This is a genomic window from Chryseobacterium angstadtii (assembly GCF_001045465.1).
GTDB classification, from domain to species: domain Bacteria; phylum Bacteroidota; class Bacteroidia; order Flavobacteriales; family Weeksellaceae; genus Chryseobacterium; species Chryseobacterium angstadtii.
In genome coordinates this window covers 1-26,402 of the sequence record NZ_LFND01000001.1, presented here as the reverse complement: position 1 = coordinate 26,402, position 26,402 = coordinate 1, and the positions used below count along the sequence as shown (strand labels likewise).

General features: G+C 37.4%; 19 protein-coding genes. 9 read left to right on the top strand and 10 right to left on the bottom strand.

Translation table 11 applies throughout. The features are described 5' to 3' along the window. Positions 1-55 precede the first annotated feature (55 nt). The 6 genes from ACM46_RS00085 to ACM46_RS00070 form a co-directional block, all read right to left on the bottom strand. Complete coding sequence (locus ACM46_RS00085) at positions 56-1,354, bottom strand: HlyD family secretion protein (RefSeq protein ID WP_048504607.1); 1,299 nt, start codon at positions 1,352-1,354, stop codon at positions 56-58. A gap of 178 nt (positions 1,355-1,532) precedes the next feature. Beyond that, positions 1,533-1,730, bottom strand: coding sequence for a bacteriocin-like protein (locus ACM46_RS22885; protein ID WP_083997300.1), 198 nt, complete (start codon positions 1,728-1,730; stop codon positions 1,533-1,535). Between the two features lie 87 nt (positions 1,731-1,817). Continuing rightward, on the bottom strand, positions 1,818-4,010 hold the full coding sequence (locus ACM46_RS00080; protein WP_048504606.1) for a peptidase domain-containing ABC transporter: 2,193 nt from the start codon (positions 4,008-4,010) through the stop codon (positions 1,818-1,820). 140 nt (positions 4,011-4,150) lie between these two features. Continuing rightward, positions 4,151-4,327, bottom strand: a complete 177-nt coding sequence (locus tag ACM46_RS23225) for a bacteriocin-like protein (RefSeq protein WP_157859405.1) — start codon at positions 4,325-4,327, stop codon at positions 4,151-4,153. Between the two features lie 100 nt (positions 4,328-4,427). Beyond that, entirely contained in the window at positions 4,428-5,936 is a 1,509-nt protein-coding gene (locus ACM46_RS00075; protein WP_048504605.1) for a vitamin K epoxide reductase family protein, read from the bottom strand. 442 nt (positions 5,937-6,378) lie between these two features. After that, positions 6,379-7,197: a GLPGLI family protein gene (locus ACM46_RS00070; protein WP_048504604.1), complete on the bottom strand. Its 819-nt coding sequence runs from the start codon at positions 7,195-7,197 to the stop codon at positions 6,379-6,381. 400 nt (positions 7,198-7,597) lie between these two features. Between ACM46_RS00070 and ACM46_RS00065 the strand changes: the two genes are divergently transcribed. Continuing rightward, positions 7,598-7,957, top strand: coding sequence for a helix-turn-helix domain-containing protein (locus tag ACM46_RS00065; RefSeq protein WP_048504603.1), 360 nt, complete (start codon positions 7,598-7,600; stop codon positions 7,955-7,957). Between the two features lie 777 nt (positions 7,958-8,734). Here ACM46_RS00065 and ACM46_RS00055 read toward each other — a convergent pair. The 4 genes from ACM46_RS00055 to ACM46_RS00040 all read right to left on the bottom strand — a co-directional run bounded on the left by ACM46_RS00055 (position 8,735) and on the right by ACM46_RS00040 (position 12,458). Then, positions 8,735-9,694 carry a DUF3810 domain-containing protein gene (locus tag ACM46_RS00055; RefSeq protein WP_083997299.1) on the bottom strand — a complete coding sequence of 320 codons (960 nt, stop codon included), beginning with the start codon at positions 9,692-9,694 and terminating at the stop codon, positions 8,735-8,737. Positions 9,695-9,782: 88 nt separating this feature from the next. Beyond that, entirely contained in the window at positions 9,783-11,228 is a 1,446-nt protein-coding gene (locus ACM46_RS00050; RefSeq protein ID WP_048504600.1) for an MFS transporter, read from the bottom strand. A gap of 39 nt (positions 11,229-11,267) precedes the next feature. After that, positions 11,268-11,996: a lysophospholipid acyltransferase family protein gene (locus tag ACM46_RS00045; protein ID WP_083997298.1), complete on the bottom strand. Its 729-nt coding sequence runs from the start codon at positions 11,994-11,996 to the stop codon at positions 11,268-11,270. Positions 11,997-11,999: 3 nt separating this feature from the next. Continuing rightward, positions 12,000-12,458 carry a GtrA family protein gene (locus tag ACM46_RS00040; RefSeq protein ID WP_048504599.1) on the bottom strand — a complete coding sequence of 153 codons (459 nt, stop codon included), beginning with the start codon at positions 12,456-12,458 and terminating at the stop codon, positions 12,000-12,002. Positions 12,459-12,969: 511 nt separating this feature from the next. Here ACM46_RS00040 and ACM46_RS00035 point away from each other — a divergent pair. The 8 genes from ACM46_RS00035 to ACM46_RS00005 all read left to right on the top strand — a co-directional run bounded on the left by ACM46_RS00035 (position 12,970) and on the right by ACM46_RS00005 (position 25,704). After that, on the top strand, positions 12,970-13,233 hold the full coding sequence (locus ACM46_RS00035; protein ID WP_048504598.1) for a hypothetical protein: 264 nt from the start codon (positions 12,970-12,972) through the stop codon (positions 13,231-13,233). Between the two features lie 75 nt (positions 13,234-13,308). Further along, the gene (locus ACM46_RS00030) at positions 13,309-14,160 is read left to right on the top strand and encodes a BadF/BadG/BcrA/BcrD ATPase family protein (RefSeq protein WP_048504597.1); all 852 of its coding nucleotides are present in this window, start codon (positions 13,309-13,311) and stop codon (positions 14,158-14,160) included. Between the two features lie 16 nt (positions 14,161-14,176). Next, on the top strand, positions 14,177-16,468 hold the full coding sequence (locus tag ACM46_RS00025; RefSeq protein WP_048504596.1) for an NADP-dependent malic enzyme: 2,292 nt from the start codon (positions 14,177-14,179) through the stop codon (positions 16,466-16,468). Between the two features lie 364 nt (positions 16,469-16,832). Continuing rightward, the gene (locus tag ACM46_RS23845; protein WP_420911822.1) at positions 16,833-17,030 is read left to right on the top strand and encodes a bacteriocin-like protein; all 198 of its coding nucleotides are present in this window, start codon (positions 16,833-16,835) and stop codon (positions 17,028-17,030) included. Between the two features lie 185 nt (positions 17,031-17,215). Next, the gene (gene ruvA, locus ACM46_RS00020; RefSeq protein ID WP_048504595.1) at positions 17,216-17,800 is read left to right on the top strand and encodes a Holliday junction branch migration protein RuvA; all 585 of its coding nucleotides are present in this window, start codon (positions 17,216-17,218) and stop codon (positions 17,798-17,800) included. A gap of 57 nt (positions 17,801-17,857) precedes the next feature. Further along, entirely contained in the window at positions 17,858-24,865 is a 7,008-nt protein-coding gene (gene sov / locus ACM46_RS00015) for a T9SS outer membrane translocon Sov/SprA (protein WP_048504594.1), read from the top strand. A gap of 109 nt (positions 24,866-24,974) precedes the next feature. Further along, positions 24,975-25,352 (top strand): glycine cleavage system protein GcvH, encoded by a 378-nt coding sequence (gcvH, locus tag ACM46_RS00010; RefSeq protein WP_048504593.1) that lies wholly within the window; start codon positions 24,975-24,977, stop codon positions 25,350-25,352. A 25-nt stretch (positions 25,353-25,377) separates the two neighbouring features. After that, the gene (locus tag ACM46_RS00005) at positions 25,378-25,704 is read left to right on the top strand and encodes a VanZ family protein (RefSeq protein WP_048505532.1); all 327 of its coding nucleotides are present in this window, start codon (positions 25,378-25,380) and stop codon (positions 25,702-25,704) included. Positions 25,705-26,402: the final 698 nt, after the last annotated feature.

The window sequence follows — 26,402 nt, the reverse complement described above, 5'->3', positions numbered from 1 at the left end:
AAACCGCAGCTGTTCTGAGCTGCGGTTTTTGATTTCAATATCCTGAAGGAATACGCTAGCTTTGGTATCCCAATAATTTTCTGATTTGGTAGAAGAACCTTTCAATAAGGCGAAGATCCTGAGTGACGATCTCTGCATTACCTCTAAGCTCTTTGTCAAAAGGAAGCTTTTGATTGTAGCTTGTTTTTAATCCTTTGGGAAGGGTGATGTCAACATAATAATTTCCCTTGTCATCAGGGATAAGCGAAATATTCTGTACCTGACCTTCCACTATACCATATTCCTGGAAACGGTAGTTGTCTAGTTTGATCAATACCTTTTGGCCTCTGGCTACTTTTCCAGAGTTCACGGTAGGAACAGACATTCTGCCTACGAGCTTCTCTTTATTGGTAGGAAGAATGGAAAGAATAGGTTCAGACATTTTTACAAACTGGTTTTCACCGAAGAACTGTTGAAAACTGGCCATACCATCTGTAGAAGAAATCACAAGATAATTCTGTTCCCACTGCTTCAAGGATTTACGAAGCTGTTCAAAAAGCTGTAAAGTCTGGGAAGAGTAGGTGATTTTGTCTTTTTCAGTGTTAATAGCGGTTCCGCTTTTTGTTTTATTCAGATTGGAAATTCCTTCATCCATCTGAGAGATAGAAATATTAAGGTTTTCAAGATTCTGCTGAGCCTGAAGATATTTTATTTTTTCGTTTTCAAGTTCCATAGAAGCAATTACTCCCTGGTTGAAAAGTTCCTGGGATCTCTGGTAACTTTTTTTGGATAATTCGTATTTGGCGAGTTCCAGATTTTTCTGTTGTTTCAGAGTAGCGATTCTTACTCTGTATTCCGAGATACTTTGATTGGCTGCTATATTTTCCGGAGCGTACGGCTGAAGTCTTGTGAAAAGTTCTTCATCCTGAAAAGCCTTTGCAAAACTGTTATAATCTCCTTGCAGTTCCCCAAGTTTGAATCTTGAAGTCTGAGCAATAGGAAAACTCTGAAGCTGCTGAGGAGATATGGAATCTACCAGCTTTTTCAGTTCCAGAACATCTTTATAGTTGGCAGTAGACTGCATTACCATAAGGACATCATTTTTCTTAACCTCCTGATGATCCTTGATGAAAATTTTCTCGATTTTTGAGCTGGTTCTGGCTTCTATTTTCTCAGGTGGGTTTTGTGAGGTAACAATAACCGGGGCGGCTACAAATTCCGGATACTTGATCATATAACTCATCACAAGGATAAGCAGAAGTATAATTAATATAACGCTGTTTCCCCAGCGTATCATCCAATGAGGAGGCTGGGTAAGAATGTCCTGAACACTTTCAGAGCGGAGTTCTATGTTATCTAAAATATCTTTTGACATTGTATTAAAAAAATTAAATCTATGAAGATCTAATACCATTTCCAGTAATTAAATCTATATAGTTTGCAGAACGGATGGCCTGTAAACTATTGTAAATCATACAATTTTTGAGATATCAGCAACCCTCTGAAGAAAGCTGCTGATATATAGATGTTAAGCATAAAATGCTTCCTTGTCTTTATACTCTACAGTTTGCAGGCGAGAAAAAGCTAGGATGAACACAAGCTGTCATTTTTTCGCACCATGCCAAACCACAGTCACATTGGAAAGGTGTTCCTATTTCAGGTGGATTTTCCGGAAAATAATCCCCACAGACTCTTCCTCCTCCTGCAAGAGATTTAAGATCGGTTCTTGTTAATTTTTTTAGATTTTTCATAGTAACATAATTTTATTTTTTCCTACTCTGTAAGCTTTTCGGATATCGCTTTAGTGATTTGTTTTTTTGTACGGAATTGTATGGAAATTAATTTCCAAGCTCCAGCTGATTCTTCACCAGTCTGTAGTATTCTCCTTTTAAAGAAACCAGTTCGGCATGGTTTCCTTCCTCTACTACCTGGCCTTTGTCCAGAACTATGATTTTGTCGGCATGCTTTACCGTTGATAATCTGTGGGCAATTACAATGGCTGTTTTTCCTTTGAAGAACTGCTCCAGATTTTCCATGATTACTTTTTCATTATTAGCATCCAAAGCAGAAGTTGCTTCATCGAAAAAGATGAATTCAGGAGATTTGTAAACGGCTCTGGCAATGAAAAGCCGCTGCTTTTGGCCACCGCTGACTCCTACACCCTCATTTCCGATCTTTGTGTTGTAACTTAAAGGAAGACCCTCAATGAATTCTTTGATGTTGGCTATTTCAACGGCACGTCTTAATTTCTGTTTGTCTATATGATCTTCTCCAACCGCAATATTGTTGGCTATGGTATCATTGAATACATAGCCTTCCTGCATTACCACTCCGCAATGATCTCTCCAGAATCTTGGAGAAATATTACTCAGCTGGGTACTTCCAAGCTTGATTTCTCCGGAATTGGGCTCGTAAAATTTCATCAGAAGTTTTAAAAGAGTGGTTTTTCCACTTCCGCTGGCCCCTACAATAGCTGTGGTTTTCTGATAAGGGATGGTTAAGGTAAGATCTTCAAATACCGGAACATCAGACCCGATGTATCTGAATGATATGTTTTTTACATCAATATCTTTTTGAGGAATTTCTCCCGCATACTGCTCGTTCTTGTCTTCTTCATCTTCTTTGTCGTGAATTTCACCAAGCCTTTCAAGGGAAATTTTGGCATCCTGAGTCTGCTTGATAAAATCGATCAACTGTAACAGCGGACTGTTCAGCTGCCCGATGATGTATTGTACCGAAAGCATCATACCCAGGGTAAGGTTTCCGCTAAGCACAAGTTTTGCAGACAGGAAACTCACCAGAATATCTTTCATCTGGTTAATGAAATTTCCTCCTACAGACTGCCACTGTTCCAGGGAAAGAGACTTGATACGGATTTTAAATAATTTTACCTGCAGGAATTCCCAGTCCCAACGCTTCTGCTTTTCGGCATTGTGCATCTTGATCTCCTGCATCCCGTTGATAAGTTCAATTACCTTACTTTGCTCCTGAGAAACCTGAGAGAATCTTTTGTAATCCAGTTCCTTTCTTTTGCTAAGGAAAAAGCTGATCCATCCGATATATAACGCGGCTCCTATCAGATAAACAATAAATAATCTGTAGTCATAAAAAAGGAGAACAATACTGAATATAATAAGGTTCACCAAAGAGAACAGGGTATTTAGCGATGAACTCGTCAGTAGCTGTTCGATTCTGTGGTGGTCATTGATTCTCTGCATGATATCTCCCGTCATTCTCGTATCAAAGAAGCTTATGGGAAGCCTCATTAATTTGATAAAGAAATCGGAAATAATGGAAATGTTGATTCTTGCCGAAAGGTGGAGAAGAATCCAGCTTCGGATCACTTCAATTCCCATTCTTCCCAGAAACAGCATAATCTGCGCGAGAAGAACTACGTAAATGAAATTGAGATCCTGGTTTTGTATCCCGACGTCTACAATACTTTGGGTAAGGAAAGGGAAAATAAGCGAAAGTAAACTTCCTGCCAGAAGCCCTACAGCCAGCTGTATAACGAGAGATTTATACTTAAAAAGGTATTTTGAAAGGAAAGAGAAGCTGGCTTTGCTTTCCTCCGCATCAAACTCTGTCTGAAAAAATGCAGGTGTAGTTTCGAGAATCAGGGCAATTCCTTCTTCTGTATTTTCGTTGGCATTTTCTCCGATCCATAATTTGATGAATTCTTCACGGCTATACGTAATCAGTCCATAACTGGGATCTGAAATATAGACTTTATTATTTTTATCAATTTTATAAACAACAACGAAATGGTTCTTGTTCCAGTGTACAATGCAGGGGAAGGGAACTTCTTCTGCAAGGGTATTGAAATTGATCTGGACTCCAAGAGAACGGAATCCTAAATTTTCTGATGCATCGCTCAGACCTAAAAGGCTGCTTCCTTCACGGGTAGTTTCAGAAAGGGTACGAATCTGCTGCAGAGAGATACTTCTGCCGTAATATTTACTTACAATTCTAAGGCAGGTAGGTCCGCAGTCTTTAGCATCCGGCTGTTTATAAAAGGGAAATTTCTTCAAAATTAATACTCATTATAAAATGCCGTCACGAAAGGACGACATTTTTGCTTTATTCATTGTTGTACTTAACGGTTCATAGGCTACTAATAGTGCCATTTTAGCTTACTGTTTTGATGAACAACTTCTGGAAAGAAGTCATATTAGTTGATAGGGTACGCAGTACAGTAATAAGTATCAGGACCTGCGCCGGATATGGGTCTGCATGCACCGTTTGCACAGCACAGATCTCCACCGCATTCTCCATTATCAGGACATCTTCTAAATCCTCCTTTAATTGTCTTTAAGTTTTCTCTTGATACTTTTTTTAAATTTTTCATAATGTCGTTTAGTTTTTGGCTTCCTACTCTTTCAAAGCTTTTCGGAATACGCTTATATTTTTTCCTAAGATAGTGAATTTTTCAATTCGTGGATAAATTCTTATTGAAAGTCCTCGTCTTCCATCAATTCGTCAACGAAGAACCAAATATCTTCACGGTCGTACTTATCCGGGAACTGATATCCGTTCAGAATAAAAATAGGGGTAAAATTCAGTCCGGCGCTGCTGTTATCTTTTGTCATTTCAATGAATGGAGTAAGATCTTCCTGTGCAGTGGATCCGGATAATGCAGCAATTTTGTTCTCGTCTCTTGTCTCAAACCATTCTTCAACAGCTTTAAGAAATTCGTTCTGAGGTTTATTGTGATAGATTGAGCTGAATGCAGAAAGCAGTTTGGTGTATTTTTCATCGGCTCTTTCCGGAGAATAGTTGAAACGGATCTGTACGGAAATATCATCAGGATATTTTTCAAGAAGTCCTTCCATTATTTTATGCCCGTCTTTACAGAATCCGCAGTAAGGATTTGATACAATAGAAAGACGAAGTTTTGCGTCTTTTTTTCCCAGCGAAAAAGTCTCGGTATCCTGAAACCGGATTCTTTCATTTTCAAGGATCTGGCTTTTGAAAAGCTCGTAATTTCTTTTAAATCTAAGGTTCTTGGCATTGGATTTCTGAAGATTTTCTTTCTGAGAAAGAATAGTGCTGAAATACAATACAGCAGAGAAGGTCACTATCCACATAACAGCAGTCAGCAGAAGTGCTCCTACGCTGAACGGAGTATTTTCAAAAAACAGAATTCTAAGGGCAAGCTGGCCGCCCAGAATTGAAATAATCAGAAGACATACCCTGCAGAATGTTTTTTCTACAAAAGCCTGAATATATAATGAATAGGCAATAGCAATTACAGAAACAATAGTAAATCCTTTTACAATATAAGCTGTAGAGGGAAGGAAAAGTCCCAGGATGGTAAGTCCTGCAAAATAAATCAGGGAAAAATCCGAAAATTTTAAGCCTAAAATGCTGGTTTTATCCTGTTTGATGATCTTATCACATGAGTTGGCTGTCTGCTTGGCTGAAGTGTCTCCACATATACTTCCAATTACTGTAGAGTTGTTCCCGAACTTCTGATTGAATATTTCCATGGAAATATAAACACCCGCTAAGGAAAGAAGATTAAAAAAGGCTTCATAAAGACTCTGACTGAAAAAAGAATATATAAGGATAATGGCAAATACAAGGTATAATAGAGGTTGGAAGTTGAAAGCCAGCCTATTTTCTGCTTGGTCGGTTTTTTCAAAGAGCAGAACAAAATCTGTAGATTTTTTGTGTAATTCTTCTTTATTGAGTGTTTTGGCTTTTTCCGAATAAACTGAATAACTGCTTCCCGATTTCTTGACTAAAGAAAAGGAATTATCTACAATCGCGATAAATTCTTCCGGCAGCTCATCCCAATATTCCTTATCAAGCTCATAGGCATCATTTTTTACACCCATAAAATTAAGTGTATCACTAAAAGCTAATGCGGAAGGATAATTCGGATGGGAATTGAACTGGAACGAAAATTCCTGTTTATCGAGTTTTAGATAGTTAATTAGTTTGTCGAAAATCATAGTAATATTTTTAACTAAAATACGCAGATGTTTTAAAAAAACAAACTTTTTTCTTTTAACTGTGATATATAATTGTTAAATATTTGATTATGTGTAAAAAAATCTATATTTTTTAATTGATTCAGTTAAAAAAATAAATATTTTCATCATGAAACTCTACATTCAATATTCCTCAATAAGGATATTGGATGGCTTCGGAAAGATCTTCCATGATACGAATAAATTTTCAGGCATTCGTCCTAATATTTTTTATCCATTTCATAAGCATCATTTTTTTAGTCTAAAAAAATAAAAGTATGACTTAAAGTCAAAGCTGAAGGATAATTTGAATGAGAATTGAACTGGAAATAAAATTCTTATTTATTGAGTTTGAAGGAGTCCATGAGGCGACCGGAATTCATATGATGATTTTGTGCTTATTTAGTAATTATGAAGATAACAATTAATTTTTAAGTAAGTCAATTTCGATAATATTATTGTCTTTCTTCAAGTTTTCAAGCGCTGCTTTCTCGAATTGACGAAAAATTTCATCTCCCGAGTGAAAAACACCATTAGCATCTGTTTGGTCTGGAAAAGCCCCAACTGAACCTGCCATAGGATTTTTCCTAAAATTTCTATAAATTTTTACATATTTTGGATACGTAATTTTCACATCTTTAAAATTATTCACGTAAGGATAATTGAAGTCTCCTTTTGTGGTTTTTATTCCTTTTAATTCAAAAATGTGGTTTTTGTGAACATCCTCTATTTTAAGTATCAACCCCGGAAGTCCAAAAAATTTATACGGACCACTTTGTATTGGGATCTCTTTTGCAAACCAGGCAATCCACTTTCTGCCTCCAAACTCTGTGGTTGCTTTTTGCACAGTATACCCTAAAATATTATTAAACTCTGCAAGTATATTCCATTTCAAATCTATATTCTGACTAACTGAATATCTATAAGGCTCAAGAGATGTAATAAATTCAATTTTTTGAGTATTAATATCTCTAACGACTCTATCACTATTCATTTTTTTGTTAAAGGGCATGGAAAAGATTCCTTTCTTTAAATCTGCATTCATTGTTGAGTCCGATTTGTATTTCTCAAAACTATAGAATTCCGATTTATCATGACCAATATTCAAAACCATTATTTCTTTGTCTAAATTTTTCACGTTATTAGAATCAGGAATGAATTTGTATTCATAGAAAAATTGTTTGTTTTGACCAAAAATGTTTACTGAGGTCAAAATAAGAATTATGATTTTAATTGTATTCATTATATTCTTTATTTAAAACAAAAGACCGTCAAATAATTATTCAACAGCCCTATGATTTTGTCGATTTTAACAAGCTCTTAAAAAATAACCTGATGAACAATTGCCGCCAATGCCACATGCGCCACAGGTATAGAGATCTGAACAACATTTATAAGTGCTTCCTCCTTCATTATATTCCTCGTCAACTATTGATCCTAAACCTTTCAGATTTTTCAATTCTTTTCTTGAAACTTTTTTTTAATTTTTCATAATAAATTTATTTTCATTTTGTGTCCGTATTGACATCTCAAAACTAAAAATAAATACATCACATATATAAGAAATAATTTGCGATTTTTTGGTAATTTTTTGTCAAAACTTGAGCCTATTTTGCGTATACTTGCTTTAAACCACAAATGAGATGATACAAGAAAAATTAAGAAATTTAAGAAAGCAAAAAGGCATATCCCAGGAAAAGATGGCAAAGATATTAGCTACAGATACCTCCAACTACTCCCGCAAAGAACGTGGTGAGACTAGAATTCATGAGGACGAATGGAAAAAACTGGCGGATGCACTGCAAGTTCCTGTTGAAGAAATAAAAGAGGACGATCATAAGTTTTCTTTTAATTTTGATGGCTCAACTTTCAATGATCATGTAAATTATTATAGTATTCCAACTTCTATTATAGACAGTTTACATGATTATATTAAAATATTGAAGGAACAGAACGAGCTGCAAAAAAAAGAAATAGAAGAATTAAAATCTAAGATCAAGTAGTATTTTCTTTTGTAAAATTTGTATCAAGCTGTATTCATTATCACAATCGGGGAAGTGGCTTTTTTTGTGATTATTAAATACAGTTTTAACAGATAAAAACTAAAAATTGGAAAAATCAATTGAGTAGGATAGGAAAACCGGGCTCCGGAAATTTTATTTTTCTTCTTTTTTTATATTCATTTTCTCTGATTTTGAAAATAACTCCAATTTTTTAATTGAAAAAAATAGCTCAAAAATCAAATGTTTTATTCTTAAACAAACGTTTGATTTTTTATCCTTTTATTAGGTGAATTAAAATTTGAATATTGAATGTTTATCTAAACTTTTATTTTATTAAAATTCTAATTTTCAGCAATGAACTCAAAAGAACTTAAAAAATCATAAAGTTTTCTTAAAGTTTAAAAAAAGGAGAAAAATGTTTTTGTATTAATAAAATATATTGTACTTTTACAACGCCTTGAATGAGGGAACAAGTCAAGGTAATAAATTTTTTTTCATCATTTGTGTTTTTAGAATCGTATCGCCTGATACGATTCTTTTGTTTTATATCCCAAATAGTCACACAAAAATGAATCAATATTCAATGAGAAATGAGAGGGAAATATTGATTGATCATACAAAGCAAAAAACAGCCATCTTCCACTCCGAAAATAAATTAAAGAAGAATCTGATAAATAATTTAAAAATAAAACGGAGGTACAAGAAATAGGGAATGATCCAGCGGTTTAATTCCATATTAAGAGAAAAATAAAATTGCTTTTTCAATCGGTATTTTACTTATTTTTCATAATTCAGAAGAAGATCTATGAAATAAGAATAGGTAACCGCTCCTTCCTGCTGGTTGCTTTTTAAAAACAGATTATTGGTAAATCCGAAGAAATCATCCAGCCAACCCTGATGTCTGAAGATGAAACTTCTCTCATATAATCTGTCTCTTTTCATAGCAGGAGAATAACGATGAAGGACCCCTTTGACGAATTCAGGGTCTTTTTCAACAATAAATCTTAAAAGGCTTTTTAACGTAAAATATTCAGTACTGTATTTCAGGTCCTGATTTGTTGAATTGGTGCCAATCAGATAGCCTATGAAATTAGCTTCCTGCTCTCTTGCAAAACCAAGCTGATGCGAGCTTTCATGAGCGGAAGTGAAAGGAATCATGGTATGCGGAAGTTGTGAATTGTACTGAGCTTCTGCCGTAAAAGGATTATAATAGCCTAATATTCCTGTGAAGTTCATAACGGTTTTAAAAAGGCTGGGCTTGAAAGCATTAATCTGTGGAGCCTCCTTGTCTGAAATGTATTTGGGCAGTTGAGCTTGCCGGCTTAGAATTTCGGTCTGTACAGAATTCAGATCCGTGATAATGAATATTCCGTTCTTGTCTTCCTTTACAGATTGTCTGGTGGCTTTGCATTTTTCAAGATACCGTAATGCAAGTGTCTTTGCTTTGCCTATTTCCGGCTCTTTCTGGCTGGAAAGTTTTCTGATGACAGGCGTCTGGAAATACAGCATACCCCAAAAGATCTGATAGATGAAGTAGAAGATATTGATAACGGCTAAAAGCTGTAAGACCGCCTTATTTCTGCTTTTCTTTTTAAAACATAAAATAATACCGTACAAAAGGAAAGCTCCCAGAAACAGGTAGGCCAGATCTCCAAAAGAAAACGGAATCCAGCTGAAAAGAATCTGATGGACTTTTTTCTGTAATTCAAAGAACCATTCGAAAAAAGAAACCATCATTTTCAATTTTGAGAATGCATAAAACAAAAGAAATTGGGCAAGTAATATACCTGCCCAGAATCTCTTTTTATATGTTATTTTTGTAGTATTAGTGACCACTGCCTTTTGAGATTTTATCCAGATCAATACCCTGGGATTTTAAGATCCCGGTTACACGGATTGCATAGAATGCAAGATACGCAAAACAGATAACACCTACGATATAGCTGAAGTGGATATTTGTTTTATCGGCAATATATCCCTGAATAAAGCTCACGATTCCACCACCCATAATCATCATAATCAGGTATCCTGAACCCTGGTTGGTATGTTTTCCAAGTCCGTTGATGGCAAGAGCAAAAATACATGGCCATAGCGTGGAGCAGAATAAGCCTACGCTGGTAAAAGCATAAACAGAAACCATTCCTGTTGTAAACATTCCAATCAGTAAAGCAGTAATACCTGCAACAGAAAAGATTAAAAGCATTCTCGCCGGGTTTCCTTTACTCATAATATCACAGATAATCATGGCAATGATAACAAGCCCGTAAACATAGAAATGAGAGAGGTCATGTTTAGCAATGGCATTTACCAATAAGAATACACCAAACGCAAGATAAGGCGCAAGGAATCTTAAAATCTTTTTAAACCCTGCACTCAGATCAAATGCCTCTACGGCACCTGTCCAACGGCCAATCATCAATGAGGCCCAGTATAGTGAAATGTATGGAGCTACTTCTTTTGTTTCAAATCCTAAACTTTTTTCCATATAAGCAGGAAGGTTACTTGCTGTAGACACTTCCACACCTACATACACAAATATGGCAATCATTCCCATCACCAGCTGAGGGTACTGGAAAGCAGAGGTCTTGTGGTCTCCCGGAATAACATCGTCCGTGTCTTCTGTATTGGTTGGTGTTACTGCAGGGAGAGATGAAAACTTCAGCATGATGGCTACTAATACAAACGCAGCCCCGAGCATAAGGTAAGGAACCTTTACACTTTCGATACTTGCTTCCGTATTGGCATTAGATGTAGCCCCGAAAATAGCAAAAGACACAATTAGAGGTCCAATGGTTGTTCCCAGGTTATTGATTCCGCCTGCCATAGTAAGTCTTTGAGATCCTGTTTCGGTAGGGCCTACTTCAATAGCTAGCGGATTGGCAACAATCTGCTGTAAAGAGAATCCCAGACCCACAATAAAGAGACCTGAAATCATCAGCGGAAACGAAGCCATATTAGCGGCCGGATAGAATAGTAAAGTTCCTGCGGCAGAAATAAGAAGACCTAAAATAAGGCCGTTTTTGTAACCTATTTTATTGATAAGATCCTGTTTCAGGCCTTTTGAAACGCCCATATAAATTAAAGACCCCACCGTGTAAGCCACATAAAAACAGATCTGTACGAGCATGCTTTCGGTTTGGGTTAATTTAAAGGCCTTTTGGAAAACCGGGATCAGAATGTCATTACTTGCCGCAACAAATCCCCAGAAAAAAAACACAGTAACCAGAGGAATAAACTGTCCCCAATTGGTTTGTTTAGAATAATTTGACATGTTTGTTAAAAATTTCGCAAACAAATATAACTATTTCTTTTATATAGTATGCTTCAGTAACGTTTTTTTTATCTCATTGTAAGCTGCTGTTTTTAGGTCCTTTGGAGAGTCAGACGGTTCAATGATTCCGTTGAAATATACTTTTACACGTCCGGGATAGCCCTGAGAGTTTTCGAAAGGGAAAATTTTCTTCAATCCTACAAAGGTATAAACGGCAATAGGAGAGTGATGTTTGGAAGAAAGGGTGAATGCGCCGTCTTTAAATTCATCAAGAACAATAGAAGTGTCATCAGGTACGCCGCCTTCAGGGAATATAGCAATGCTGTTGCCTTCTTCCATCTTTTCGGCACACCTTCTGTAGACATCTGCACGGCTTCTCGCACTGCCACGGTCTACCATTACACATATCCTTTTATATATGGTCCCGAAGATCGGGATTTTTACAAGCTCCTTTTTACCCACAAAACAGATCGGATGGTCCGGCATCAGGATGCAGGTGAGCATGATATCCATGATAGAAGTGTGATTGGAAATAAAAACATACGGCTTGCTTTTGTCTTTTTGCTGATCGGAAAGTTTCACAAGATCATATCTTAGTCCCATACCGTAAAACATCCCGAAACACCAGATCCGGATGAACTTGTAGGCGTATTTGTAATGCTTTTTATTAAAGGACAGAATATAGACCGGGATTCCCAAAGTGACAGTTAAGACAAATGCCAATAGAAGCAGCCAGAATCTCCAGAGGTAGTTTAAAATTTTCGTCACAGTTTAACCGTTAAAAATTACTTTCTTTTTTACAGAATAATTAAGGATGGAAACCAGAAGGATTGCTGCAATCTTACTGATCATTTCAGGGCTCAAGGTATAAAAAATTAAATTGATATTATCCTTAAATATAAAGCTGTAGAAAATCTGGAAAAATGCTAAGCTCAATAATGTTGAAACAAAAGAAACGCCCATGAAATAAACAAATTCTTTTTTCTTGGAATGTTTTCCTCTTTCAAAGACAAACCAGATGCTCAGAAAATAATTGGTAATGATACCGCAGCTTGTAGAGAAAATATTACTTAAAGGATAATGAATACCATGAAAATTGGTTTCTCCTGCAAAAAAATGAGGCAGATAGGTACTGAATGCTTTGAAGCTTCCGATTTCTACAACAGCACTTAGCCCCCCGGCTATAATGAAGAACAAAACCTGTTTCTGGCGTATTAGTAATTCTCTCATTCAATATATATGAAAGTGCAAATTTATAATTATATGTCAATAATGTAAGAATAAAAGATTATTTTAAAATTAAAAAGGAGTGTATTGTATTGATTTGTAGTTTGGTACATATGTTTTTCTGTAAGGTTAATAAGGTGAACACAATATAAATAGGTATAAACTCTTTTGAACCGGTTCCGGTATGGTTGAAATGAAGGGCGAAATTACTTTATAATCATTCTACACAGACTCAGTAAAAACTACAATCGTTGTAGGCAAAAGGGATTGAAGATGATACGAAATCATAAAGCAGTTGATATTGTGATAAGCATATGTTAAACAATGAAAAAAGTTGTTAAATTATTTTTTTGAATCAAAATAATTTCTAAATTTAATATTCAGAATGATGTAATTATAACCTGATAATAAATTCATTTTCAACTCCTTGTGTTGATGGTTTTTTCTATCTTGTAATGTGTGGTTGAGCACATACTACCATAATTTTTACGCCCCAACTTATAACAATATTTGTATGAAAAGTCAAAACAAATACAGAAAATTCCAGCTTCAGCAAAAAAATATTGAGGCTCTTGAGAGAGAAAATTCCCGCTTCAAAAGAGTGTATTCAGAGTATGAAAATATGACAGACGAACTGTGGAATCTTGAAAACTCTACAGACAAACCTGTACCCGACGATTTTATCAATGCAATCATGCTTCAGAGTTCCTATCTTGAAGACGAAATAGAAGACTGGCTTTTAAAATTCAACAGCCAAAAAACTGATATAAAACATTAAAAGCTTCCGGCCTGTTTTTAAACGCTATTTGAAGATAAATTCATAATTTAGCATCCTTAAACTAAAATGTAATATATGGTTGCTATTGTTGATAGTGGTTCTACCAAATCTGATTGGGTGATTCTTGATGACTTCAAAAAGGTGTTTTTAAAAACAGAAACCATCGGCTTTAACCCCAACTTTATCAACAGGGAACTTATTGTTCCTGAAATAGAAAAGAACAGCAGCCTTATATTGGTCAAAAATTCCATAACAAAGATTTTCTTCTATGGTTCAGGATGCGGTGTGAAAAAAAACTGCGAAACAATAGAAGAAGAACTGAAGAAAGTATTCACAAAAGCTGAAGCTGTTGTGAGGGAAGATCTTATGGCTGCTGCTTATGCTGCATACAGCGGGAAACCTGCTGTGGTATGTATTTTGGGTACCGGATCGAATTCATGTTATTTTGACGGTAAAAACATTAAAATAGAGCTTCCTTCACTTGGGTTTCTCATGGGTGATGAAGGAAGTGGAAGCGCCATTGGAAAACAGCTGGTGAGAAGATATTTTATGAAAAAACTGCCGGAAGACCTTCATACGGAATTTGAGCAAAGCTATGGGCTGAAAATAGAAGATGCTTTGAAAAATATGTATCACAGCCCAAGACCCAACGCTTGGCTGGCGGATTTCAACAAATTTGTCATCGAAAGAAAAAATCATCCTTACTTTAAAGAAATGGTATACGAGGAAATGAAAAACTTCTTCGAATACCAGGTGACTCCTTATAAAGAATCAAAAGAAGCCGAGATTAATTTCATCGGCTCCATCGCATATTATTATGAAGATACTCTCCGTTCAGTTGCGGAAGAGTTCCAGTTAAATGTAGGACACGTTGTCCAGAAACCCATCGAAAGTTTAGTAGACTACCATATTAAGTATATACTTTAATAAAAAACAAAATTCTATGTCAAGTAAAACCCACCGCGACGAAAAGAACTTTAATCAGGCCGCGTTAGATTATCATAAAGCCGAACCTAAAGGAAAGATCGAAGTTATTCCTTCGAAGCCTCACTCTTCTCAAAGAGATTTATCATTGGCATACTCACCGGGCGTGGCAGTTCCTTGTATGGAGATCCACGATAAGCCGGAAACTGTTTACGACTACACAGGAAAAGGAAACCTTGTAGCTGTAATTTCCAATGGTACGGCAGTATTAGGACTTGGTGATATCGGAGCGGAAGCTTCAAAACCGGTAATGGAAGGGAAAGGTCTTTTGTTCAAGATCTTTGCAGATATCAATGTTTTTGATATTGAAATCAATGAGAAAGATCCGGATAAATTTATTCAGATTGTAAAAGGAATTGCTCCTACATTCGGAGGAATCAACCTTGAGGATATTAAAGCACCTGAAGCATTTTATATCGAGCAGAAACTGAAAGAAGAGCTCGATATTCCTTTAATGCACGATGATCAGCACGGAACAGCCATTATTTCAGCAGCTGCACTGATCAACTCTCTTCAGATTGCGAATAAAAAAATTGAAGAAGTAAAAATGGTAGTTAATGGAGCCGGAGCTGCTGCCATTGCCTGTACCAATTTATATATTTCTTTAGGATTGAGAAGAGAAAATGTCCTGATGTGCGACAGTAAAGGAGTGATCAATCATAAAAGAGAAAATCTTACCCCTGAAAAAATAGATTTTATTGCCAATACCGATATCGAAACTCTGGAAGATGCCGTAAAAGGTTCAGATGTTTTCATCGGTTTGTCTAAAGGAAATGTAATGACTCCTGAAATGCTGAACAGCATGAACGAGAATCCTATCGTTTTCGCTTTGGCCAATCCGGATCCGGAAATTGCCTATGATCTGGCGGTGGAAACCCGTAAAGATGTCATCATGGCGACAGGAAGAAGTGATTACCCTAACCAGGTGAACAACGTATTGGGATTCCCTTACATTTTCCGTGGAGCATTGGATGTTCAGGCAACCGGAATCAATGAAGAAATGAAGCTGGCTGCTGTACATGCTATCGCAGATCTTGCGAAAGAACCTGTGCCGGAAGCGGTAATCCTTGCTTATAATGTTCAGAACCTACAATTCGGTAGAGAATATTTCATTCCGAAACCATTCGATAACAGGCTGATCACCAAAGTGTCAAGCGCTGTAGCAAAAGCAGCTATTGAAAGCGGTATTGCAGGAAAAAGCATCGAAGACTTCGAAGAATACGAAAACCAGCTGTTGGACAGAATGGGAAGAGACGAGAAGTTGGTAAGAATGATGCAGAGCCGTGCGAAATCCAACCCGAAAAGAATCACTTTAGGAAATGCCGAAGAATATAATGTATTGAAGGCAGCACAGATCCTTTATGAAGAAGGAATTGCTTTCCCAAGTCTTTTAGGAGACAAGCAATACATCAAAGAGCAGATGGAAAGATTCGGGATCAATCTGGATATTCCGATTATCGACCCAAGTGATGATGATCAGAAAGAAAACAGAAAAAGATACAGAGAAACACTTTGGAAGCTTCGTCAGAGAAAAGGGATGAACGAGTACAAAGCCAAAAGATATGTGCGTCAGAGAGATTATTTCGGTCCTTTGATGTTGAGACATGGAGATACAGATGGGCTTATCGTAGGTTTTTCTAAAAACTATACTTCAGTGCTTCGTCCTGTTCTGGAAGTGATTGAAAAAGATAAAGGAGTAGATAAAATAGCGGCTATGATGATGATTCTTTCAGAAAAGAAGCCTATTTTCTTTGCCGATACTTCCATCAATCAGAATCCTACTGCCGAAGACCTTGTGAATATTGCTAAAATGGCTGAAATTACAGTGAAATCTTTCGCGATAGAACCTAGAATTGCCATGCTTGGTTTCGAAAACTTTGCGGCCATCTCCGATACTTCCAAAAAAGTAGCGAAAGCAGTAAGCATCCTTCATGAGAAATATCCTAAAATGATAGTTGATGGTGAAATTCAGCCGGATTTTGCGATGAACTCAGATCATTTAAGTGACTACCCATTCTCAAAACTGGGAACAACACCAGCCAATACATTTGTTTTCCCGAATCTTGAAAGTGCGAATCTTTCCTATAAGATTATCAGAGGAATGAAAGTGGCGCAGGTGATCGGGCCAATCCTGATGGGATTAAAGCAACCTGTACATGTGTTGCAGATGCGTTCAAGCGTAGACGAAATCGTCAACCTTGCTACCGTAGCAGTTCTTGATGCCCAAAGAAGAGAGAGTAAAAATAAATAAAGAATATTATAATTCTTGCAGACAAAAAGCAGTACACTAAATCTTGTGTACTGCTTTTTTATTTTTGGTAGGTCACTATACCATTTATTTTTATCAAATTCTTTCACGGTGAAAATCCTTGTCAAGGTTCAAAACCTTGACAAGGATATTTTCTAAAAAAAATTCCTGACATTATAAAAAAAAGCCTTCTCCCGCACTCAGGACAATAATTAGTATGAAATCTGTGAATGGAAATATTTAAATAAAAATTAGAGTTATTTGCTATTATGTGAAATAGATGAATAATTTTTTAATAAATTTTCAATAAACATGGTTGTTTTAAAGGAAAATAAATATATTTACGCCGATCAAAAAATAAATTATTATGAAAAACATCAAAAAACTATCAAGAGAACATTTAAGACAAATAAGCGGTGCAGGGGTTAGAGATAAGCCTCTTCAATCTCCTGATGGAGGATATTATTGTCTTCCGTCTCAGGGGCAGCTATGTTTAATAGGTTGTACTCCAACTTGTGTAAACGGTGCTTGTGCTGTAAGTATGTGTCTGGATATAAATCCATAGAATATTTATCAAACTCATTCATTTTACTATAAAACCTATCCGAACGGATGGGTTTTTTGTATTTTTTGATATTTGTTTGAATTCATTGAATTGATACTCAAAATTTAAGTTAAAAAGTATTCGTGCATGAAATGAAAATATTAATTAGTTTAAATTGCTATATTTGGGAGTTTTAAAAATTAATAATGATATTTTCCTTACAAGGCAGCGTTCAAGAACTTACGCCCACTTACGCAGTGATCAACGTACAAGGAGTTGGTTACTATGTAGGTATCAGTTTGATGACCTCCCAGGTACTGGCCCTGAATCAGCCGGCATTTTTATTTACTCAGCAGATCATACGGGAAGATGCTCATCTTCTCTTTGGATTTAACACTCGTTCAGAAAAAGAAATGTTCAATCTGTTAATTAGCGTTAACGGAGTAGGAGCGGTTTCTGCCCTTATACTTCTTTCCACTTTAAGTCTTGAAGAGATTGCCTCGGCCATCCTTTCCAAGAACAGTGCCCTCATTCAGAAAGCTAAAGGAATAGGTGCCAAAACTGCAGAAAGAATCATTGTGGATTTGAAGGATAAAGTCCAAAAATTCGGCATTGCAGAGCAAAATATTTCTGCTTTGGTGGATAATAAAGTCAAGGAAGAATCGTTATCTGCATTAGAAGTTTTAGGGATCCCGAAACGGATGAGCGAGAAGCTTGCAGACAGAATCATGAAACAGGATCCGGAGATTTCCGTAGAAGAATTGGTAAAACAAATTTTAAAAAACATTTAACATTTGGTGGCGAATAATAAGCATCTCAAAATATTTTTGTTCCTGTCGTTCCTATGTATGTCAGTAAGTGCCTTTGCGCAGCAGGTACGTGATACTGCGATCATCAAGAAAGACTATCAACTGGCCGACCCTACGAGGTACGAAGCCTTTTACGACATAAAGACCGGAATGTATTACGTATATCCTAAGATCGGAAATACGTTTACCGGACCTCCTACCGCCATGTCCCCCGAAGAGTATAAAGAATTTATGCTCGCTACACAGACAAGAGCCTATTACAAAGAAAAATCTGATAAATACAGTCTACTCTTCAGAAGAGACAGAACAGATGCACGGAAACAGGGACTTATTCCTTCCCTGATGATCAACAACAGATTGTTTGAAACCATTTTCGGAAGCAACAAGATTGAAATCATTCCTTCAGGATATGCTTCCCTGGATTTTGCAGGACTTTATCAGAAAATTGACAACCCGCTGATTCTGCCGCAAAACAGAACCAGCTTTACCTTTGATATCGATCAGAGAATCCAGCTGGGACTTTTAGGAAAAGTAGGAGAAAACCTTCAGTTGAAAGCCAATTATGATACCCAGAGCGGTTTTGCATTCGAAAACAGAATGAATCTTGTCTGGCAGGCAAAAGGAAGCTGGAAAGACCTTCAGACCAAAGGCCTTGGCGATGTAGACAAACCAAGCGCAGGAGGGGAAGATAAAATCATAAAAAGAATAGAATTCGGTAACGTAAATATGCCGCTTTCTACCAGTCTTATCCGTGGTTCACAGTCCCTGTTCGGGGTGAAATCAGAATTCCAGCTCGGAAAAACATACGGAACAATAGTTCTTTCCCAACAACAGGGTGAAGCCCGTAATATTGTTGTACAGGGTGGAGGAGTGATGAATAACTTTAAAGTTAATGCCATTGATTATGAAGATAATCAGCACTTCTTCCTGGGACATTATTTCCTTGACCGTTATGACCAGGCATTGGCCAATTATCCACAGATCAACTCCACGGTTAACATTACCAGATTGGAGGTCTGGGTACTCGATCAGGGAAACAGTAACCTCGCTTATCAGAAAAGTATTATTGGTATCCGAGACCTGGGAGAAGGACCTGGCGGGCTTCCGGATAACTCTCAGAACGGACTTTATCCGTCCATTAACGCAGCAATAGGGCCAAGAGAAGCCGGTAAAAACTATGCTACAACATTCCAGGGACAAATGTTCCCGGGGAGTACACAGCCTTATGATAATGGCGAACAGTTTATTTTTAATACAAAAGCAAGAAGGCTGAATTCGAATGAATATATATTACAGCCCCAATTAGGATACATTTCATTAAATCAGAAGCTGAACGAAAATCAGCTTTTAGCCGTTTCATACTCCTTTACGGACGGAACCAACAAGGTGTATAAAGTAGGGGAATTCTCTGAAGAAAGCCCGGTACTGGTAACCAAAGTCCTTAGAGTAAACAATAAAGTGAATACAGAATCTCCGATGTGGGACCTGATGATGAAGAACATCTATTCCCTGGATGCAGGGCAGGTAGCACAGGATGGTTTCATTCTGAATGTTTTCTACAGAGATCCGAAAACCGGAGGTAAGGTAAATTATCTTCCGGGAACCCCTGTTCAGGATAAGAATCTACTGAAACTATTCAACTGGGACCGCCTTAATATGAACGGAGATATTCAGGCCAGCAGTGGTGTATTGGGAGACGGTATTTTTGACTTTGTGAACGGAATTACCATCCGGCCGGAAACGGGAAGGATTATCTTTACGAAAGTACAGCCCTTCGGAAGCTTTATGCAGAGCCAGATAGGAAGTAACGATCCGCAGTTTGTCTTCAACGACCTGTACAGACAGCAGAAACAGGTAGCCACTTCCAGTAACCTCGCACAGCGTTATACCATAGAAGGACGTTATAAAGGAACACAGGGGCAGGGGATTTCTCTTGGAGCGGTAAACGTGCCTCAGGGTTCCGTAAAGGTTTCTGCCAATGGTGTTCAGCTGACGGAAGGGGTGGACTATACCGTAGATTACATGTTGGGTACCGTAACGGTGATCAACGAAAATGTTAAGCAGTCCGGACAGGCTATCAATATCTCATTAGAAAATCAGCTTACATTCAATACCCAGAGAAAAAGATTCTTAGGATTGAACCTGGAAAGAAGATTCAGCGAAAACTTTATATTGGGAGGAACGGTTGTCAATTATTCGGAATCTCCGCTTACACAGAAAGTAAACTACGGGCAGGAAGCGGTTAATAATACAATGGCCGGGATCAATATGATGTACAACAATCAGGTTCCATTCCTGACCAGGCTTACAGATAAAATCCCGTTTGTTAATACCGAGGCACCATCCAACCTGAACTTTAAAATGGAAGCGGCTTATTTGCTTCCTGGACTTAATAAAGGAACGAATGACCAGTCTTATGTTGATGACTTCGAGCAGACGACTTCTAAAATATCCTTAAAAGAACCTGCTGCATGGAGTCTTGCTTCAAGACCTGAAAAAAATATGGCAGCACCGTTTAACGGACCGCCGGCAGATGATGCTTTAACAAGCGGTTATGGGAGAGGACTTCTTTCCTGGTATAATATCGACCCTAGATTCTGGGGAGTAGGAGGAAGAGCTCCGGCAGGAATTACAGCGCAGTCTGTTTCCAACCACGCTTCCAGGAGAGTTCAGTATTCTGAAATTTATAACAACAGAGATTTTGTTGCAGGTGAGCAAACATTCACCAATACGTTAGACTTATCCTACTATCCTCAGGAAAGAGGGCCTTACAACGTCAATCCGGGTGCTGAAACAGCGGCTGCAAGATGGGCGGGGATAATGAGACCTATCAGTGTTTCCAACTTCGTGAATTCAAATATCGAATATGTTGAATTCTGGATGATGGATCCTTATGCGGACGGAAATACCTTAGGAGACAGAGCCCGACTTTTACTTCACTTAGGAAACGTGTCCGAAGATATCCTGAAAGACGGAAAAATGCAGTATGAAAACGGTCTTCCGACTCCGGGAGCACCTTCAACTACGACCACTTCTAATTGGGGGGTACAGCCAAAACAGCCACCAATTCTTTATGCATTCTCCAGTGAAGGAGACGACAGAAGAGCTCAGGATTTAGGATATGATGGTTTAAGCTCTGATCAGGAATCCATGAGATTCGGGAATACATTTGTAAACCCGGTAACCAATTTGGTAGACCCTGCCGTTGATGACTTTGTATTCTTTATGTCAGATAGATTTACAGGCGGCCAGGCTTCATCTCTTGTTCAGCGATACAAATACTTCAGAAACCCGGAAGGAAACTCGCAGGCTAATTCACTGGAAGTAGCTTCACAGACTCCGGATGCAGAAGATATCAACAAAGATTATAACCTTGACCAGACAGAAAGCTACAATGAATATATTGTAAAACTGGATAAGCCAAGCCTTACATTAGGAAATAACAATATCGTAGATGTAAAAACGGTAAAAGCAACTTTCCAGAACGGGCAGACTTCAGATGTAAAATGGTATTTATTCAGAATTCCGGTTTCAAAATATGCAGAAACGGAAGCGGAAGGAGAAAGAAGTGCATCTGTACTGAACAATGTAAGATTTGCGAGATTAATGCTTGCCGGGTTTGAGAATACTTCTACTTTAAGATTCGGGACCATGGATTTGGTAAGATCTGACTGGAGAAGATATCCTAACCAGATTGCCAGTCAGGTTGTAACTTCTCCTAACGAAGGGCTAGCACCTACAGATCTAAATTTTAACAATAATTTTGAGGTTGGAAGTGTAAATATTGAAGAAAATGCTTTAAACCAGCCTCCTTATGTATTACCTCCGGGTATAGACAGACAGGTGTTAAGTGGAAATGCTGGTGCACAAAGACAAAATGAAGCTTCTCTATACATGAAAGTGAAAGATCTGGGGTATGAAGCAAGAGGAGTTTTCAAAAATACCACACTCGACATGAGAAGGTATAAGAAACTTAAACTTTTTGTACACGCACAGGACCCAACCAGCAGAGATGCTTTAGATGGTATGATTGACCCTAAAACGAAATTCTTTATCCGTTTTGGAAGTGATGCTACAGATAACTATTATGAATATGAATCTACCCTAAAGCTTACCAAGAAGTCAGCTACGGCACCTATGGAAATCTGGCCGATAGAGAATGATGTAGATTTTGAAATTCAGAATTTTGTTGATGCTAAAATCAGAAGAGATAAAAACTCTCCAAATAATATTACCAATAGAGTAGAGGACTTAGTATTTAGTTCAGCGAATGAACTTAAAAAGATTTTTATTAAAGGTCGCCCAAGCTTAGGGAATGTCACAACCATTATGATTGGTATCAGACATGATCAGTACAGAACGGGACCTGCAACTATTGAGAGGATTCTTTGGGTAAACGAAATCCGTCTTTCTGAAATTGAAAATGACGGAGGTTATGCAGGAAACGCAAGCTTAAACTTTAATCTTGGAGATTTTGCAACCGTGAATACCAGTGCTTCTTATACCTCTGTAGGCTTTGGGAATATAGATTCAAAACCGGCAGAAAGAACTCAGTCTACACAGTCGGCATTTAGTATTAATACAGCCATAAATGTAGATAAGTTCCTTCCTGAAAAAAGCGGAATGAAAATTCCTTTAAACTATTCTTATTCGCAAACCATTGAGGATCCGAAATACAATCCTCTGGATACCGATGTGGAATTCAACAAGGCAGCCAACAAAGAGCAGCTGAAAAAAGTTGCAAGAACCTATACCCAGCAAAGAAGTATCGGTGTTGTGAATATGCGTAAGGAAAGAGTAAATCCAAATAAAAAACCTAAATTCTACGATATTGAAAACGTTTCCGTAACGGCAGTTTATAACGATGATTATTTCAGAGATATTTATACATCCAAAAACTACAGACAATATCTGAGAGGGTATGTGGATTACAACTATACTTTCAAGCCGTGGGTGATTAAGCCGTTCAATAAAATGATCAGTGATACGGCAAAATCTACAAAATACCTGAGATGGATCAAAGAATTCAATTTCAATCCGATTCCTACAAGATTATCCTTCAGAACGGAAATCGACAGAAATTACAACGAACTTGAATTTAGAAATGTAGAAGCAATCCTAAGCGGAAATACAGGTGACAGCTTTGCGGCAATCAGAAACAGAAATTTCTTCTTCGGATGGCAGTATGGTTTAGGATTCAACTTTACAAAAGCATTGAAACTGGAAATCAATTCTGCAACCAGAACGCTTAATGATAATGTGGATGTAAACGGGATGAATGATAAATCCATCTTTGGAAATGTATTCAGAGCGGGGAGACCGGTACTGTACAATCATAGAGTACAGCTGAACTACAAACTGCCGTTCCAGTATCTTCCATATTTGGATTTCATTGATGCAGAAGTAGGATATGGACTTACGTATAACTGGAACTCAAGATCCACAGCACTACTTGCAAGTCCGGAAGGAAGCCTAGGTTCTGTAGGTCAGAATACCAATATCATTCAGGCTACGGCTACAGCAGATATTCCGAAATTCTTCGGACAGTTTAAATACTTCAAAAATATTTCTGCAAAACTACAGAAACGTAAGCAGGAAATAGATTCCCTGAACAACGCATATACGCAGCAGTGGGAAAAGAAAAGATACCGATACAAGAGCTATAAATTTAAGAATAAGCTTACGATCCTTCAGAGCGCAGCTTTTGCATTGACATCATTTAAACAGTTAGATGTTAATTACTCAGAGAACAATGGAACAGTACTTCCAGGTTTATTGTCAGCACCGAATATGTATGGTTACGGCCAGACATTGGGAGGTCCTACGATCGGATTCCTTTTCGGATCACAGGCGGATATCAGAAGAACAGTACTTGAAAATGGCTGGGTAAGTGATTCGCCTTATATGACGGATCCTTACATCAAAATGTCCACAAGGGAACTAAGGGCCAATTTACAGATTGTTCCGATGAATGATTTCAGGATTGATTTGAGTGCGTTGCACAACTATAACCGAAACTTTTCACAGTCAGGGTTTAACAACAGGAATAATCTGGGGACAGCAAACCATGATTATGCTTTTGCCAACGATCAGGTGACCTATTCCAATTCTGTGGTGCTTCTTAAAACTTCATTTAAAGAAACGCAGGTGGTCTATCAGGCTATCAGGGAAAATGCAAGAATTCTTTCGCAGCAGTTGGGAATAGGGGAAGTATTAAACAGTGAGGGATATGCAGAGCATTATAGCATTGCTAATGCTTATGTGTTGATTCCTGCGTTCAGAGCGGCTGTTGAAGGGAAATCTGTGAAGCAGATCGGAAATGCTAAAAAAGCAGGAATGCCTATTCCGAACTGGAAAATCACTTATTCAGGATTAAGAAACATTCCTATTATTAATGGTCAGTTCTCGAAATTTGATATCTTACACGGATATACGGCAACTTACACCGCAACTGGAATCCAGTCAAGTATTGATTACTTTAACAGAATTTCTGGTGGAAATGCGTTTGATGTGAATAATGATTACATTAATCCTTTCACATTCTCACAGGTGGGCTACGTAGAATCTTTCTCTCCGCTTATCGGTATTGATGTTACCATGAGAAACAATATGCAGTTCGGTATTCAGTACAACAGAAACAGAATGATGCTTCTTGGATTGGTTAATCATACCCTTACGGAAGATTCCAATACAGAATATGTGGTAAGACTTGGATATATTGTGAAGAACTTCAGACTGGGTATGGCTAATACAAGAGGATCAAGAGGAAAAGGAACTGATCTTAACATCAGAGGTGATATTTCATTAAGAGACAGTAAAACCTCTATTATGAATATCCTGTTAAATGACTCACAGATTACAGGGGGCCAGAAACTGATGAATATTAAGCTTTCTGCGGACTACAATGTTTCCGAGAATCTGAATTTAAGAGTATTCTATGAGCAAATGACTTCTAAGTATAAAATATCAACAGCATTCCCGTTGTCTACCATTAGAGCCGGACTGTCTGCTACCTTCACATTTGGTGACTCAGGTGGTGGTTTCTAAAAAATATAATAAACCTTTTCAATGTCCTTCAATTTTGGAGGACATTTTTTATATCCGATATTTGAAGCTAGTATTATTTTGAATACATTTGTACAAAATAAAAATTAAAATGAATACACCATCAGAGTTAAAGTACACGAAAGATCACGAATGGATCAAGATTGAAGGGAATGTTGCTACAATCGGTATTACAGACTTCGCACAGGGAGAGCTTGGCGATATCGTATACGTAGATGTAGATACGGTAGATGATGATCTTGAAGGTGGGGCTGTTTTCGGAAGTGTAGAAGCGGTGAAAACAGTTTCAGATTTATTCTTACCTATTGCAGGAAAAGTTATTGAATTTAATTCAGAGTTGGAAGATCAGCCTGAGCTGTTAAATACGGATCCTTATGGAGACGGATGGATCATTAAATTAGAGCTGGCTGATGGTGCAGATCATTCAGAACTGCTTACTGCAGAAGAATACCAGGCAATCATTGGATAAGATTTCAAAAATATTTAGTAAGATTTTGCCCATTTATTGGGCATTTCTTACTTATATGCTCCTCAAACCCGGTGAGGAGAACAAGGAATACTGGTTTATGTTTAGCGGTATTGACAAAGTTTTGCATGTGAGCATATTCGCGATGTTAGGATTCTCCTTTATTGCAGCCTTTCCCAGAATCAAATTTTCATATTTCTTTCAGATCATTCTTATATATGCCTTCCTTACAGAAATCCTTCAGGAAGAGATGGGGCTGGGTAGATCCATGGAATCTTTAGATATTGTAGCAGATACCATAGGATGTTTAATCGGATACTATATATATAAGATATTAATCAAGCGGTTTTTCTAAACTAAAACTCCATTACTCTTAAAAGCACCACTAATCACATCAACATCCGTGTCAATCTGTGCAATCCGTGGTCAATAAAATTGATCTTCTTGCCAGGAATACGTATGGCTTACACACCCACTAAAAAAGAATCAATGAAATTAATTCTTTCTTCCTTCCTTCTTCCCTTGTATTTCTTCAGATAAGTTTACGCCTTTGTTTACCTTAAATCCGGCATTATGTAAAAAATCTTTGTCTATCCTTGCGGTTATATTTATTAGCATTCTTAACCTTTACCGCTGAATCCTTTTACCTTCCTAATAAATCGTCTATCATATCATATTTGTATCCTATATATTCACTAGGAGCGGGCTTTAGCCCACTTACCCGACATTAGCCATTCCCCAGGCTTTAGCCTAATCTTAAAACATAAAATCCCTCCCGAATACAATAATCACATCAACATCCGTGTCAATCCGTGCCATCTGTGGTCAATACAACATCATGACCTCGTACTTTCCTTTTCTCATGAACATTTTTTACCCCTGTCAGCTTCCTATTCTATATCCCCCTTTGCTACTTTTCCCCATTCCCAACATATTCCTTCCCTGATTACTCCATCTTTTGCTCAATGTTAATAAGTCCAATTTTTGTGTAATCTGTTTTAAATTAGATCTTTATAACGACACTTATCCCCATTGTTACCATTAGATGAATTT

Excerpts from the sequence above, each read along its gene's own strand:
- ACM46_RS00085 (WP_048504607.1), bottom strand. The coding sequence starts at position 1,354 with ATGTCAAAAGATATTTTAGATAACATAGAACTCCGCTCTGAAAGTGTT.
- ACM46_RS22885 (WP_083997300.1), bottom strand. The coding sequence starts at position 1,730 with ATGAAAAATCTAAAAAAATTAACAAGAACCGATCTTAAATCTCTTGCA.
- ACM46_RS23225 (WP_157859405.1), bottom strand. The coding sequence starts at position 4,327 with ATGAAAAATTTAAAAAAAGTATCAAGAGAAAACTTAAAGACAATTAAA.
- ACM46_RS00075 (WP_048504605.1), bottom strand. The coding sequence starts at position 5,936 with ATGATTTTCGACAAACTAATTAACTATCTAAAACTCGATAAACAGGAA.
- ACM46_RS00070 (WP_048504604.1), bottom strand. The coding sequence starts at position 7,197 with ATGAATACAATTAAAATCATAATTCTTATTTTGACCTCAGTAAACATT.
- ACM46_RS00065 (WP_048504603.1), top strand. The coding sequence starts at position 7,598 with ATGATACAAGAAAAATTAAGAAATTTAAGAAAGCAAAAAGGCATATCC.
- ACM46_RS00055 (WP_083997299.1), bottom strand. The coding sequence starts at position 9,694 with ATGATGGTTTCTTTTTTCGAATGGTTCTTTGAATTACAGAAAAAAGTC.
- ACM46_RS00050 (WP_048504600.1), bottom strand. The coding sequence starts at position 11,228 with ATGTCAAATTATTCTAAACAAACCAATTGGGGACAGTTTATTCCTCTG.
- ACM46_RS00040 (WP_048504599.1), bottom strand. The coding sequence starts at position 12,458 with ATGAGAGAATTACTAATACGCCAGAAACAGGTTTTGTTCTTCATTATA.
- ACM46_RS00035 (WP_048504598.1), top strand. The coding sequence starts at position 12,970 with ATGAAAAGTCAAAACAAATACAGAAAATTCCAGCTTCAGCAAAAAAAT.
- ACM46_RS00030 (WP_048504597.1), top strand. The coding sequence starts at position 13,309 with ATGGTTGCTATTGTTGATAGTGGTTCTACCAAATCTGATTGGGTGATT.
- ACM46_RS00025 (WP_048504596.1), top strand. The coding sequence starts at position 14,177 with ATGTCAAGTAAAACCCACCGCGACGAAAAGAACTTTAATCAGGCCGCG.
- ACM46_RS23845 (WP_420911822.1), top strand. The coding sequence starts at position 16,833 with ATGAAAAACATCAAAAAACTATCAAGAGAACATTTAAGACAAATAAGC.
- ruvA (WP_048504595.1), top strand. The coding sequence starts at position 17,216 with ATGATATTTTCCTTACAAGGCAGCGTTCAAGAACTTACGCCCACTTAC.
- sov (WP_048504594.1), top strand. The coding sequence starts at position 17,858 with ATGTCAGTAAGTGCCTTTGCGCAGCAGGTACGTGATACTGCGATCATC.
- gcvH (WP_048504593.1), top strand. The coding sequence starts at position 24,975 with ATGAATACACCATCAGAGTTAAAGTACACGAAAGATCACGAATGGATC.